The 13,747-nt window shown below is 61.4% G+C and carries 16 protein-coding genes; 9 read left to right on the top strand and 7 right to left on the bottom strand.

What is annotated here, in order from left to right:
* Positions 1-27 precede the first annotated feature (27 nt).
* Entirely contained in the window at positions 28-795 is a 768-nt protein-coding gene (locus L4923_RS26990; RefSeq protein ID WP_239370197.1) for a sulfite exporter TauE/SafE family protein, read from the bottom strand.
* A gap of 96 nt (positions 796-891) precedes the next feature.
* Positions 892-1,617, bottom strand: coding sequence for a class I SAM-dependent methyltransferase (locus L4923_RS26985; protein ID WP_239370196.1), 726 nt, complete (start codon positions 1,615-1,617; stop codon positions 892-894).
* A 126-nt stretch (positions 1,618-1,743) separates the two neighbouring features.
* On the opposite strand from L4923_RS26985, the gene L4923_RS26980 reads away from it, so the two are divergent.
* The 9 genes from L4923_RS26980 (at position 1,744) to L4923_RS26940 (ending at position 9,938) form a co-directional block, all read left to right on the top strand.
* Positions 1,744-2,202, top strand: a complete 459-nt coding sequence (locus L4923_RS26980) for a GNAT family N-acetyltransferase (RefSeq protein WP_239370195.1) — start codon at positions 1,744-1,746, stop codon at positions 2,200-2,202.
* Between the two features lie 98 nt (positions 2,203-2,300).
* Positions 2,301-2,948 (top strand): thiamine phosphate synthase, encoded by a 648-nt coding sequence (locus L4923_RS26975; protein WP_239370194.1) that lies wholly within the window; start codon positions 2,301-2,303, stop codon positions 2,946-2,948.
* Between the two features lie 302 nt (positions 2,949-3,250).
* Complete coding sequence (locus L4923_RS26970) at positions 3,251-4,309, top strand: tetratricopeptide repeat protein (RefSeq protein WP_425531019.1); 1,059 nt, start codon at positions 3,251-3,253, stop codon at positions 4,307-4,309.
* A 113-nt stretch (positions 4,310-4,422) separates the two neighbouring features.
* Positions 4,423-4,989: an elongation factor P gene (gene efp, locus L4923_RS26965; RefSeq protein ID WP_239370193.1), complete on the top strand. Its 567-nt coding sequence runs from the start codon at positions 4,423-4,425 to the stop codon at positions 4,987-4,989.
* Positions 4,990-5,107: 118 nt separating this feature from the next.
* Positions 5,108-5,908 carry an inositol monophosphatase family protein gene (locus L4923_RS26960; protein WP_239370192.1) on the top strand — a complete coding sequence of 267 codons (801 nt, stop codon included), beginning with the start codon at positions 5,108-5,110 and terminating at the stop codon, positions 5,906-5,908.
* Between the two features lie 177 nt (positions 5,909-6,085).
* Positions 6,086-6,778, top strand: coding sequence for a PAQR family membrane homeostasis protein TrhA (trhA, locus tag L4923_RS26955; RefSeq protein WP_239370191.1), 693 nt, complete (start codon positions 6,086-6,088; stop codon positions 6,776-6,778).
* Positions 6,779-6,869: 91 nt separating this feature from the next.
* Positions 6,870-7,892 carry a MotA/TolQ/ExbB proton channel family protein gene (locus L4923_RS26950; RefSeq protein ID WP_239370190.1) on the top strand — a complete coding sequence of 341 codons (1,023 nt, stop codon included), beginning with the start codon at positions 6,870-6,872 and terminating at the stop codon, positions 7,890-7,892.
* Positions 7,892-8,923, top strand: a complete 1,032-nt coding sequence (locus L4923_RS26945; protein WP_239370189.1) for a peptidoglycan -binding protein — start codon at positions 7,892-7,894, stop codon at positions 8,921-8,923. Before L4923_RS26950 ends, L4923_RS26945 begins: the two co-directional genes overlap by 1 nt.
* 154 nt (positions 8,924-9,077) lie before the next feature.
* The gene (locus L4923_RS26940; RefSeq protein ID WP_239370188.1) at positions 9,078-9,938 is read left to right on the top strand and encodes an outer membrane protein; all 861 of its coding nucleotides are present in this window, start codon (positions 9,078-9,080) and stop codon (positions 9,936-9,938) included.
* Between the two features lie 203 nt (positions 9,939-10,141).
* Here the strand turns inward: L4923_RS26940 and L4923_RS26935 are convergent, their stop codons facing one another.
* The 5 genes from L4923_RS26935 to L4923_RS26915 form a co-directional block, all read right to left on the bottom strand.
* A complete protein-coding gene (locus tag L4923_RS26935) occupies positions 10,142-11,137 on the bottom strand; it encodes a tyrosine-type recombinase/integrase (RefSeq protein ID WP_239370187.1) in 996 nt (331 codons plus the stop codon).
* 177 nt (positions 11,138-11,314) lie between these two features.
* Positions 11,315-11,650, bottom strand: a complete 336-nt coding sequence (locus tag L4923_RS26930) for a phage head closure protein (RefSeq protein ID WP_239370186.1) — start codon at positions 11,648-11,650, stop codon at positions 11,315-11,317.
* Entirely contained in the window at positions 11,647-12,876 is a 1,230-nt protein-coding gene (locus L4923_RS26925) for a phage portal protein (protein ID WP_239370185.1), read from the bottom strand. The genes L4923_RS26930 and L4923_RS26925 overlap by 4 nt, the downstream gene beginning before the upstream one ends.
* Positions 12,873-13,421 carry an HK97 family phage prohead protease gene (locus tag L4923_RS26920; protein ID WP_239370184.1) on the bottom strand — a complete coding sequence of 183 codons (549 nt, stop codon included), beginning with the start codon at positions 13,419-13,421 and terminating at the stop codon, positions 12,873-12,875. The genes L4923_RS26925 and L4923_RS26920 overlap by 4 nt, the downstream gene beginning before the upstream one ends.
* Positions 13,418-13,570, bottom strand: a complete 153-nt coding sequence (locus tag L4923_RS26915) for a head-tail connector protein (protein WP_239370183.1) — start codon at positions 13,568-13,570, stop codon at positions 13,418-13,420. The genes L4923_RS26920 and L4923_RS26915 overlap by 4 nt, the downstream gene beginning before the upstream one ends.
* Between the last annotated feature and the right edge of the window lie 177 nt (positions 13,571-13,747).

Here is a 13,747-nt window from a genome sequence, read left to right as displayed (position 1 = left end):
AGCACAGCCGGGAAGCATCGTCATCCTCTACAGAAGGCTGACGACACCGTCCCACAACAGCTTGACCGCAACCAGCGCAATCGTTGCGTAAGTGAAAGGATAGAACACTTCCGGCCGCATGCGCCGCACGATCCAGGCACCCGCCAAGGTCGACAGCGGCGCAAATGGCATCAGCACAGCCGAGGCAGTCAAATTAGCGGCGTCGAACTGGCCAAGAGCGAAATAGGGAACGAGCTTGATGGCGTTGACGATGGCGAAGAACACCACGCCTGTTGCCGTCAACACCTTCGGGTCCATGCGAAGCGGCATCGTATAGACCTGGAATGGCGGCCCGCCGACATGGGCGACGAAACTGGTGAAACCGGCAATCGTGCCCCAGAATGCCGCCAAAGGCCTGTTCGGCTTCGAAACATGACTAAGGCCATGCCTGTAGGTGACGTAGAGCCAGCGCCCGACGAAGGCGATGGTCACGGCACCGACAATGAAGCGCACCACGTCCGCAGTGACGAAGGCCGCCGTTGCCCAGCCTATACCGATGCCGACAAGCGCGCCCGGCAGCATGTCGACGAGCGTTTTCCTGTCGTCCTGGCCACGCCAGGTCCATAGCGAGACGATATCCATCACCACCAGGATTGGCAGCAGGATCGCCGCTGCCTGCACCGGTGATATCGCCAGCGCCATCAACGGCACGCCGATCAGGCCGAAGCCCCCGACGCCCCCCTTGGTGAGCCCCACTAATATCACCGCGGGCACGGCAACGGCGTAGAACCAGGGATCGATGAGCAGAGCTGACATGCCGGGGGAGCGGTTGAGGAAGCGACGTTGTACTAGCGCATTTCTTGGAGCGCTTGAACCCGTATTCCAAGGGTCGGTATTCGCCTGGAGGCGCGATCACTTGTTGGCGGACACCAGCAGGAACATCGGTCGCTCCAGTTCCTCCACGAGTTCAGGTCTGGCCGCGATCTGCTCGGCGGTCGGGCAGAACTCTTCGACATGGGCCAGTGTAAAACCCGCGCCGATCAACGCGTTCAGGGTCGTTCCGATGGTGCGATGATACTTGACGACGCCTTTCGAGAGCCAATCCGTGGTACGCTGCCCTTCGATGAAATAGCGGTCGAGAGGCCATGTCTTTTTTCCGTCAGCGTCGATCATCCAGCCAGGATTGGGCGGCGCCATCAAAACGGGATGCTCGGTCGAGAACACAAATGCCCCGCCGGGGGCCAAAGCTTCGTATACGATCGAAAAAAGCCTTGCGACATCCTGGACGTAGTGCAGAGCCAGAGACGAATAGGCGATTTCATAGGCAACTGCAGGAAGATGCAGTTCTTCCAGGTCCGCCCGCCGATACTCGATTGCGGGATCCGAAGCCTCGACGGCGCGTTCGAGCATCTTTTGAGACACATCCAGTCCCAGCACGCTCGCAGCACCTTGCTCGTGAGCCCAACGGCAAAACCAGCCGAAGCCGCAGCCAAGGTCGACAACGCGACGGCCTCTGACGCCAGGCAACATTGCCCGCAAACTCGGCCATTCGGGCGCTCCGGCCAAGCCCTCCTTGGAGCGAACGAGACTGCTGTAGCCGGCGAAGAACTCCGGCCGGTCGTATATGTTCTGTGCCATGATGATTGCCTTTCGCAGCTACAATAGAAAAACCGAGCCACCGTGCCAACACGTTGATCGGATGTCAGACGGGGCTTGTCGGTACGACACCTGCCGCTTATTGCGGGGGAAACGGAGAATCCGCCCATGGCCGAGATCGCCTTCCGCCGCGCCAAGCGAACCGATATTGCTGTGATCGTCGCGATGCTGGCCGACGACAAGCTGGGCAGCAGCCGAGAGGATATCCGAGAGCCGCTGGCAGAAGCCTATCTGAAAGCATTCGAGGCAATAGATACGGACCCCAACCAGTTCCTGGCTGTGATGACCGAAGCCGATCGCGTGGTAGGTACGCTGCAGCTGACTTTCATTGCCGGACTTTCCCGCAGGGGCGCACTGAGGGGGCAGATCGAATCCGTGCGCGTGATCCGGGATCGCCAGGGTACTGGCCTCGGTCAAAAAATGATCGAATGGGCCGTCGATCAATGCCGCGAGCGCGGCTGCGCGATCGTACAGCTCACCACCGACCGCAGCCGTCTCGACGCCCATCGTTTCTACGAACGGCTTGGCTTCAAGCAAACGCATTTGGGCTACAAGATCGACCTTTGACGGGCGCGCATGCGCGCCTGTTCAATCATATTGGTTTCGTCTATGCCGCAATCCAACCATCTTCGCCTCGCATAGGCGGAACCGGAAACGATACAGCCATGACCGAAAACATCCCGCCCGACCGCTGCCGCATCGTGTTGATCCCCCCAGCGGGCACATCCGCCGAGCGTGTTGTCTCCGCTTTTGCCGGTGGGGACATAGCCTCTCTGATCCTGCCCCAGGACGACCGGGATGAAGTCAGTTTCCAGGCCTATGCGGAAAAGATCGTTCCCACGGCGCAAGCTGCCGGCATCGCCGTGGTGATTGCCGGTGACAGCCGCATCGCGGGGCGGGTCAAGGCCGATGGACTTCACATCGAAGCCGGCAAGGCCGAACTTGCGGACGCCATCGACCGTCTGCAGGACCGCATGATGGTGGGCGTCGGCGGCGCCAAGACACGCGACGATGCGCTGGAACTCGGCGAAGAGCGCCCGGACTATATCTTCTTCGGCCGTTTTGGGTACGACACCAAGCCGGAGCCGCACGCGCGGAACCTCTCGCTTGGCCAATGGTGGGCTGAAATGATCGAAATTCCATGCATCGTCATGGCCGGCTCCGATGTTGCGTCCGTGCAAGCTGTCGCCGCCACAGGCGCGGAATTCGTCGCCCTTTCCTCCGCTGTCTTTGCCGATGGCGCCGAGCCCGCTGCCGTGATCGCCAAAGCCAACACATTGCTCGACGAAACAGCTCCGCGCCTCGAGGGCTGACGATGCGCCTGCACTTCATCCTTGCGGGCATGCTCGCCCTTTCTGTTCCGCAGGCAGCAAGAGCGGAGACCGCTGGGTCACAGAAACAAGATCCGCAGCCGGTGCGGGAAACGGCAGAACCTCAGGCAGCAAAGCCAGCCGGTGCAGGCAAGGCTGGATTGCCGGCAACCACCCCTGCCGAGACACAATCGCCGGCGAACTCCGCAGCTCAGGAAGCGAAGCCCGAGCTACCTGCCACCCCTGCACCGGTCGCAGGGCCTACGGCCTCGGGCGTCGGCGAACCAAAACCGGCTACGTCGGAAGTGCCGGCAGGTCAGCCAAATCAACCGGCAGCGAAAGCGGCCAAGTCTCCGGAAACGACAACACCAGCCGCGCCGGCATCGTCCTCGCTACCCCAATTGCCGCAGCCGGTGCCGCAGCCCGGTTCGGCGGCGGCGGCAAAAAAGGGGGATCGCCCGATCGCCAATCCCCTGCCGCAACCTGCGACGACGGCAGAACCGGCGACGGCCATCAATCCGGCCCGTTTCGGCAACAGGCCGCCGGATGCGGCCTATGGCGCCTATCAGCGCGGTCTCTACAAGACCGCCTACAATCTTGCGCTTGAACGCGCCAACAATGGCGATGCAGCGGCCCAGACCCTGGTGGCGGAAATCCTGGCGCGCGGGCTTGGAATGCCGGCAAACGCCGGTGAAGCCGCGAAATGGTACCAGCGCGCCGCTGAGAGAGGCGTTGCGGAAGCGCAATTCCAATACGCGCTTATCCTGCTTGACGGACGTCAAGTCAAGAAAGACGAAAAGAAAGCCCAGGTCTTGCTGCAGGCGGCCGCGGAAGCGGGCAATGCGCTGGCGCAATTCAACCTCGCCCAGCTCCTTGTTCAGCGGGACTCCGGCGACGCCGGTTTGGCGCGGGCAGTGCCCTATTATGAGAAGGCAGCCGAGGCCGGGCTTGCCGATGCGCAATACGCCATGGCGCAAGTCTACGCCAATGGCGCGGGTGGAAAAAAACAGGATGACAAGGAGGCGAGACGATTTCTGGTTCTCGCCGCCAGGCAGAATTACGATACCGCCCAGCTCGATCTCGGCCAATGGCTGATCGAGGGGCGCGGCGGCCCGCGTGACCTGAAGTCGGGCTTCAGCTGGATGAAGCGCGCCGCTGACGGCGGCAACGTCGCGGCCCAAAATCGGCTGGCGAAGCTCTACGAAGGCGGCATCGGCGTCGATCCGGATCTGGTCACGGCAGCCGCCTGGTTCATCGTCGCCCGCCGTGCCGGATTGAGCGACCCGGAGATGGACGATTTCATGCAGGGCTTGGACGACGAGCAGACGAAACAGGCATTGCAGAAGGCCAACAGGCTCCGCTGAGCGCAGTTCGAGCGGCAGGCATTTTGCCGCCTCTCTTGCCTCTTTCGGCAAATTATGGTCTTGGAGGCGCCGAAATCGCCTCTCGGCGAACCTCTTTTCCGGATCAATCAATCATGGCCAAGATCAACGGCAACGAAATCCGTCCCGGCAACGTCATCGAACATGACGGCGGCCTCTGGGTGGCGGTGAAGACCAACGCGGTGAAGCCAGGCAAGGGTGGCGCCTACAACCAGGTCGAACTGAAGAACCTCATCAACGGCACAAAGCTCAATGAGCGTTTCCGTGCCGCCGAAACCGTGGAGAAGGTACGCCTGGAGCAGAAGGACTTCTCCTTCCTCTACGAGCAGGGCGATGCGCTGGTGTTCATGGACACCGAAAGCTACGAACAGCTCGAACTGCAAAAGGACTTTGTCGGCGATCGCGCCGCTTTCCTGCAGGACGGCATGACCGTGACCGTCGAACTCTATGAAGAAAAGCCGATCGGCATCGCGCTGCCCGACCAGGTCACGCTGACGATCACCGAGGCCGACCCGGTCGTGAAAGGCCAGACGGCCGCATCGTCCTACAAGCCGGCAGTGCTGGAGAACGGCATCCGCGTGCTGGTGCCGCCCTTCATCTCGTCTGGCGAGCGCATCATCGTCGACACCAACGAAATCACCTACGTCCGCCGCGCGGATTGATTTCCCGGGCCGGCGGCTTCGCCGGCCCACTGTATCGAGGCTCGGCCAGCACCCAACTGGCCCGCTGCACCGAGGCCGGCCAGAACCAGCTGGCCCGCTGTACCGAGGATTGTCCAGCATGGCGCGTTCTGCCCTTCTCAATGTCATGGTCCAGGCCGCGATGAAGGCGGGTCGTTCCCTGTCGCGCGATTTTGGTGAAGTGCAGAACCTGCAGGTCTCGATGAAGGGGCCTGGCGACTATGTCAGCCAGGCAGACCGCAAGGCAGAAGACATAATCTTTGCCGAATTGTCCAAGGCGCGGCCAGGCTACGGCTTCCTCATGGAAGAACGTGGCCAGGTCGGCGGCGACGACGATCAGCATCGCTGGATCGTCGATCCGCTGGACGGCACCACCAATTTCCTGCACGGCATTCCGATCTTCTCCGTTTCGATCGCATTGGAACGGCAGGGCCAGATTGTCGCCGGCGTCATCTACAATCCGGCAATGGACGAACTTTATACCGCCGAACGTGGCGGCGGCGCCTTCATGAACGACCGCCGACTGCGCGTCGCAGCACGCAACAAGCTTTCCGATACGGTGATTGGCTGCGGCGTGCCGCATCTCGGCCGCGGGCATCACGGCAACTTCCTGATCGAGCTGCGCAATGTCATGGCCGAAGTGTCCGGTATCCGCCGGCTTGGCTCCGCTGCACTCGATCTTGCCTATGTTGCCGCTGGCCGCATGGACGGTTACTGGGAAGACAGGTTGTCGGCCTGGGATATCGCCGCGGGGATCCTGATGGTGCGCGAAGCAGGCGGCTACGTGTCCGATCCGGACGGTGGTCAGGGCATGCTGGAAAGCGGCAGCATTGTTGCCGGCAATGAGGCGATCCATCGTGCACTTCTCGCAACGCTAAAAAAGCCGATCGCTGCGCGCTAGCACGCGTCGCGCGCCGTTTGTGCGCACCGAGAAACTTGAATTATCCACGCGTCGTACCGATCAAAATCGATTACGATTTTCGGCCGATGTGTGAACTATGCCGCAGCCACGAAACCGTTACACAAGCTTGAAATACTCGCCTGCGACTGCCCAGATAAGGTGAATGCAGGTGAGACCATGAGCGAAGGCCGGACCGAGGCGGCTATCGATATTCCCTTTGTCGGGCGATGGCACTATTCGCGCGCTGAAATGATCGCCGACGGCATCGTACACGCGGTCGGTATCGTGCTGGCGATTGCCGCGGGCTCGGCGATGCTCACATTGGCCGCCTTCCACGCCGGGCCGGGCGAATACGTGGCTGCGGTGTTCTACGTCGTGGCGCTGCTCACGGTTCTTTCCGTGTCGATGGCCTACAATCTCTGGCCGGTGACATCACGCGTCAAGTGGCTGCTGCGCCGCTTCGACCACGCCGCGATCTATTTGTTGATTGCTGCGACCTATACGCCCTTTCTCGCTCAACTCAGCGACGCCGCCCTTGCGCGATGGATGCTCGGCCTGATCTGGACGACTGCGGTTGCCGGCATCGCCATCAAGGTCTTCCTGCCGGGCCGCTTCGACCGCCTTGCCATCGTCTTCTATCTCGCCATCGGCTGGAGCGGGATAGTTCTGGTCGAACCGCTGGTTGGAACACTGCCGCCAACGGCCATCGGCCTTCTGCTCGCCGGCGGCATCGTCTATTCCCTGGGTGTCATCTTCTTCGTCTGGAAGGGTTTGCGCTTCCACAACGCGCTCTGGCACGGCTTCGTCGTTACCGGCGCAGGCTTGCATTTCGCGGCCATGCTCGACAGCCTGGTCATCAATCGGCTTTGACAAGGCGTTTGCTACGCCTTCCAATTTCGTCACATTTCCGTTTAGAGTCGCCGCAATCCTATTCGGCGACGAGATCGCAAACGGGGCCGGAATGACCTTTCTGAAATCCTTCACAACGGGCCGGGCTTCGGATGTGCTGAGCTACGACCCGCACAAGCTTTCCAGCCCGCAGGTTTTCGTGCTGACGATGGTGGTGTTCCTGGCCATCGTCGCGTTCATCGCGATTGTCCTTTCCCGCCAGATCCAGACGGCCTTCGTAACCAATCCCGGCCTCAACGGACTGATCGTTGGCGTGCTCGTGGTCGGCATCCTGCTTGCCTTCGTGCAGGTCGGCCGGTTGTTTCGGGAGGTGCGCTGGGTGAATTCGTTCAGAGCAGGCTCCGAAACCACCGAGCCTGTTTTGCTCGCCCCGATGAAGGCGATGATCGGGCGTTCGTCCTCGCTCGCCTTTTCGACCAGCGCCATGCGCACCATGCTGGATTCCATCGGCACGCGCCTCGACGAGAGCCGCGACACATCGCGCTACCTCGTTGGATTGCTGGTCTTCCTCGGCTTGCTCGGTACGTTCTGGGGTCTTCTGCACACGATCGGCTCTATCAGCGACACGATCCAGTCGCTCGATCCGGGCTCCGGCGACGCCGCCGCGGTGCTTGATGCGCTGAAGCAGGGCCTGTCGGCTCCGCTCTCCGGCATGGGCACGGCTTTCTCGTCCTCGCTGTTCGGTCTCTCGGGCTCGCTCGTCCTCGGCTTCCTCGACCTGCAGGCAGGGCGCGCGCAGAACCGTTTTTACACGGAATTGGAGAATTGGCTCTCGACCGTGACAGACCTATCCTCGGAGACCGTCACGACTGACGCATCGCGTTCGGAATCTTCCGACGAATTGCGCGCTCTTTCAGAGCGGCTGCGCCATCTGGGCGACAGCGAAGGCTCCAATCCGCGCGTCGCCACGGCGATGGCCAACCTGGCCGACGGCATCTCCGGCCTGGTCAAGAACATGCGCTCCGAACAGCAGATCATGCGTGATTGGGTGGAAGCGCAGTCCGACGAACAAAAGGCCATGCGCGCCACGCTGGACAAGATCGCCGAAGCGCTGAAGAGCCGGGAGCCCAACTAATGGCGCTCGCAAGGGGGCGCCGCAGCTATCGCCACATCGACTATTGGCCAGGCTTCGTCGACGCGCTTTCGACGCTGCTGCTCGCCATCATGTTCCTGCTTTCCGTATTCGTGCTGGCGCAATTCCTGCTCAGTCGCGAGATCTCCGGGAAGGATGTGGTGCTCAACCGCCTCAACGCACAAATCAACGAATTGACGCAGCTCCTGGCTCTCGAAAAGAGCAACAATCAGGATGTGCAGGATTCCCTCGCAAACCTGCAAGCCTCACTCTCGGCCGCGGAAGCGGAAAAGAGCCGTCTGCAGCAACTGCTCGACGCCGGTTCCGGCGCGGGCAATGCCGCCAACCAGCGCGCCAACCAATTGGAGGGAGAACTCGACTCCGAGCGCCAGGTCAGCCAGCGTGCTTTGAGCCAGGTCGAGTTGCTGAACCAGCAGATCTCGGCGTTGCGCAAGCAGATCGCAGCTCTGGAAGACGCGCTGAACGCGTCCGAAGCACGCGACCGCGAGTCCAACACCAAGATCGCCGACCTCGGACGCCGCCTGAACGTTGCGCTTGCCCAGCGCGTACAGGAATTGAACCGCTACCGTTCGGATTTCTTCGGTCGGCTGCGCGAGATTTTGTCCGATCGCGAGAATATCCGCATCGTCGGCGACCGTTTCGTGTTCCAGTCCGAAGTGCTTTTCCCGGTCGGATCGGAAGAGATCAACGATGCCGGCAAGATCGAGATGAAGAAGCTGGCCGACGCAATCATCGAGCTGCAGAAGGAAATTCCGCCGGAGATCAACTGGGTGCTTCGGGTGGACGGACACACCGACAACCGCCCGCTTTCGGGGGCCGGCCGCTTCAAGGACAATTGGGAACTGTCCTCAGCGCGCGCGACGTCCGTGGTCAAGTTCCTGATCGCCAACGGCGTGCCTGCCAACCGGTTGGTTGCCGCGGGTTTCGGCGAATACCAACCGCTTGATGGAACAGATACTGACGACGCGCGCTCCAAGAACCGGCGCATCGAGCTGAAGCTGACCGAACGCTGATCCAGACAAAGCTCGGCTTAACTTCCAGTTCAACAAAATCAGACGGGTAACGGTTCGTTATCCTTAACGCTGACTTAACCACTATAGTTAACAATGCTCTCAGATGGGGCCGTGATCGCTTGCAGCGACCGGTGCGGGCTTGGGAGCTGAGTTCATGCAAGTCAAATTGCGTATTACGCTGGCGTTGGCAGCTGCCGTGCTTCTACCGCAAGTCGTGTTGGCGGCAGACTATGACCCGCCGATCTATGTCGATCAGGCGCCGGAATATCAGCCGGTCGAAGTGGGTTCCGGATGGTACCTGCGTGGCGACATTGGCTATGCATTTTCACATCCCTTCAAGAAGCAGGAGGATTTTAGCCCCCTCTCGAACTACGACTACAAGTCGAGCGAGTTCACCGGCAGCATCGGCGCCGGCTACCATGTCAACGACTACCTAAGAGCGGAGTTGAATTTCGGCATCCTGCCGAGCAACAAATTCAGCGATACGGTGCTCGTTGCAAACGGGTGCCGCGGCCACACCAATGTCATTGTCGGAACAAATCCGATTGTCGTTCAGCCCGTTTCCGCCGTCCAGGATTGCGATGTCGGCAATTTCGGGTCGAACAAGGCCTACACCGTCATGGCCAACGCCTATGTCGATCTCGGAACTTATGTCGGGCTGACCCCTTACATCGGCGGTGGACTGGGCCTTGCCTACACGCGATATACAAAGTCCGTCGGCAAGAGGGACTGCAGGGAGGTTGCCGCGAATTCCAACGGCGCTGGCGGTTTCTTCTGCGATGATCCAGCCGGGTATGATGGCCAGAACGATTCACAGTCGAAGTTCAATTTCGCATACTCGCTAGGCGCGGGTTTCGCCTATCAGGTTAGCAAGAACGTCTCCCTGGACGTCGGCTACGAGTATTTTGGGATACCTGGCGGCAAGTATGTCGCTTACGACGACGGCCAGTTCAACATCCACAAAGGTCTCGACTATCATCAGGTTAAGGTCGGCTTCCGCTACGACTTGTGGTAGCCGCATCGTCGAACTCAACGGAAACGGCAGGCTAAAGGCCTGCCGTTTCCGTTTTCCGTCGACCGTTTCGGTGACCGCAAAATCATATCCCGCAAGCGACAAAAACTTTGCTCTTGACGCCGGGAAGCTGAAGTCTTATCGCCGTCCGTGGGCCACCCCTCCCCACCGAGGGTTGATGCTAGGCACTATATTTTCCTTTCTTTTCAGCCACTTACAGCTTTACCGTTTTCATCTTGTGTCAGTTTTGTGCCAAAAAGCACGTCTGTGACCGTCCGATCTCCCATGGCGTGTGCGTAGGTCTTCACCAGCGTCGCCACGTCCTTCCAGCCACCAAGCTTCGCTACTGTCTTCACATCAACGCCGCGATGCAGGAGTGTGGTCGCGAAACCGTGCCTGCATGAATGTGGCGACAGGCTCTTGATCTTCGCGCGCTTGACAGCCGCATCCCATACTTGCCGGACGCTCTCGCGATTGACGTATTTGAACACCAGGTCATCTGGGTTGCGGTTCGATGGAATATTGGCCAGCGCCGCGACGACAGGCGCTGGCATATGCGCTAGGCGCTCGTCGTTGACCTTCGTCTGCCGGATCAACGCGGTTCTCGCAGCGAAATCGACATCACCCCACGACAAGGCTACCGCCTCGCCGATCCGGGCACCGGTAGCGAACATGAACAGGCATAGAGCGCCGAGATGCGGCGAGGCATTAGCCGCAAAGGCCTTCACCCATTCTTCGGTCGCCGGCTGTTTGATCTTGGCGTCGACCTTGAACCGCCTCACGCGAAGCCGAGAACACCATTCCTGCTCCGCGCAGTAGTTGATGACGGCTTGTGTCGGCACGATCGCTTGCCGATTTCGCGTCGCCGGCCCTGCGTTCGGGAAAAGCTTTCTGGCGGCCTTGTGCACTGCGGCCTGGTTGATGTCTCTGACCAACGTATCTTTCCAGTGATCTTCTACCGCTTCTAGAAATCTCGTTGGCTTGCCGGCCTCGCGATAGGCAATGGCGGCATCAGCAAACGTTAGCGTCGCGCCCGGTCCATCGAGATGACGCGTCCATTCGCGCTGTTCCCTTTCAGACGCGATGCGTTGCGCTCTTGCTTTGTCCGAAGTCTCTGTAGAGCCGCGTACCCGCCTTCCGGCGATCGTTCCCCGGTAGTGCCAGATTTCGCCGCCTGGGCGCTTGTAGAGCTTGAGGGGCATGGGCGGGTCGCCTCCATCAGTTCGACCACATCGCTTTCCGTCAGGATCATGCGTTTACCGAACTCTCGGCAAGCCCCGATCGCGCGGGCAGTCTCGCGCAGCGTCCGCTCGGAAACGCCAAGGTGCGTGGCTAGCTCTTCCGGGGTCGTATACGCGGGCAGCAGCTTGCCGGACATGTCAGCCTCCCGTCTTCGCCGTGATTTCGAGGAAGCGGTTGCGACCGTCGCGCGTTTTCTTGATGCCGTCGATGTTCCATTCCGCGTCGTCGTGGTCGAGCGTATCGCTATGCTTGATCCCCCGCGTGACCGACGTTGAGCGGACAACGAAGCGCGACAGCAGCACGTTGCCGATCGCGCCCGCCGCATATTTCTCAGCGTCGGAAACGTCGATGCGGCTTGCCCATACGGTTGCTAACTCCACAACCTCATAGATCGGCTCACCGAACTCATTACGGCCGATTTCCACGGAACGCCGCACCATGATCCGCTGGTCGAGGTCGCCGGCCGTGATCATTCCGCTTCCCCCGTGCCCGTGCCGGTGTTGCGTTCGGCGGCCGTCGTCATGTTGAGCGGCGACAGATATTCGTTGCCGCCTTCGATCTCCGGCATGTTCTCCCAGCCGCGGATTTCGTTCGAGCTGAGCCAACCCCATTCGCGGCCGATGCGATAGCCTTCGTAACGCGCCTTCATGTCGCCGCGCAGCAGGCCGGCAAGATCGTGCTCGACAAACAGCGTCTGGCGGCTCCCGGCAGGAAGCAGCGCCATATTCATGGCCTGCTCGACACGGCGCGCCATCGGCGCCAGGCAACGCACGACAAGTGCACGGCTTTCCATCTCGACGTTGGAATAGGTGCCATGGTCGAGGATCCCGACGACCGTAGGCGGAACGCCCCAGATCCTGCAGATGTCGAGATTGGTCAGCTTCCGGCTTTCGAGGAACTCAGCGTCCTTTGCCGTCATGGAAAAGGATTTCCATTCAGCGCCCGCATCGAGCACCAGCACATTCGACGTGGCGGTGTTCGCATTGATCTTGGCCGCCAGCGCACTCAGCGCGCTTTCCTTTTTCTCGCCGCCGATCGCGTTCGGAAACACCAGCGCACCAGAAGGCCGATTGCCCTTCGCCGCCAGCCCCGCCGCCGTCTCCTGCTGCGTCAGCGCCAAGTTGAACGTCTCGCGCGCAAGCTGGATCGGCGAAAGCCCCATCACGCCGTCGCGGGCAAGCCGGTGGCGCAGATGCAGCATCTCATCTTGCAGATAGACGCGGATGCCACCCGCCCGGTTGGTGACGCGATAGCGCAGCCGGCCGCTTTCCAGCCGCTCGACGGCGACCGTGCCGGGATCGAGCGGCGTCAGGCCGATCACCTGCCCGCGCCCGTTCCATTCGAGCGCTGCATAGGCGTTGCCGGAAACCAGAAGGCTCGCGATCAGCATTTCGCGCGCCTCGAATGCCGTCATGACGCCGTTCGGCGCATCGTGCAGCACCGTATACAGCGGATGATCGGTTGCCCGTTCGCGCCCGCCATTGGCTGAACGGCGATAGAGGTTCAGCGGCACGGAAGCGAGCGACTGCGATACCAGCGCGATGCAGGCGCCGGCAGTGGCAAGCCCGCTGGCGCGCTGCGGATCGACGTAAGCGCCGATCGTGCCATTCATGCCGAACCATTCGGCAAGGTAAGGATCGCTCGGCGTGATCGTGTCGGCGCGCTGCTCGCGGCCAAGGATGCGGGAAAGCCAGCTCATCGGGAAAGCTCCAGAAGCTTCAGCGCGCGCTCGGCATAGCGGCGGAAAGGCGCTGCGGTTTCGAGCGAACGCGCCTGGATGACGGTGCCGTCATAGGCCGGCCACGCCAGCACGACGGAGATTTCGTGCAACTCGACGCCGCGCAGTTCACGACGATCGCCGTCGCGATGCTCATCGAAAGCGGTGAAGCCGAAAGACATGCCGCCCAGGTCTCCGCGCTCGGCAAGCGCCAGCACATCGCGGCCGGCGCTGGTATCGGGCACGTCGAGGTCGAAGGCCAGCCCGCGCGCATCCTCGGCAAGCCTGAGCGTGCCGGAACGGGTGCGGGCGAGCACGCGGCCAAGATCGTGGTCGACCAGTGCGAGGATATCGCCCTTGGCGCGCAGCGAGGCCGCGAACGCGCCAGGCGCAATCGTCTCGACAAAGCGCCCGCCGATATCAGCCTGGTTGTTGAAGGTGGCCGCATAGCCTTCCAGCCTGCGACCCCTTGCGCGGATTTCCACCGCGAGCGTGCGGCGCTCAGATGATGTGCGGGCCGTGCTCACAGGTGCACCTCACGGTAAGGCGCGCAGAGCCGGTCGATCATGCCGGCCGGCGAGGCTTCGGTGTCGTCGCGATGATCGTAGAAAAAGGCCGTCAGCATCAACGTCGCCTGGTCGACGGCTGGAGGCACCGGCGTGGTTTGAGAGTCCACGCCGATGCTCTTGAGATGATCGGTCGCGGGCGCGCGCCCCGGCCGGGGCCCCCCGCCACACCCATATGAACGCGGCCGCATCCAGCTATTTCCCCAACCCCACGGCCGGTTTCCTTGAACTTTGCAAGGCAATGAAGGCCAAGGGAACACCGGCCGGCTTCCCGCACGGCAAGGCGG

The sequence above is a fragment of the Terribium retamae genome (genome assembly GCF_022347545.1).
GTDB classification, from domain to species: domain Bacteria; phylum Pseudomonadota; class Alphaproteobacteria; order Rhizobiales; family Rhizobiaceae; genus Mesorhizobium; species Mesorhizobium retamae.
Note: the sequence above shows the minus strand (reverse complement) of the source record. Positions and strands in the feature narration are given on the sequence as shown.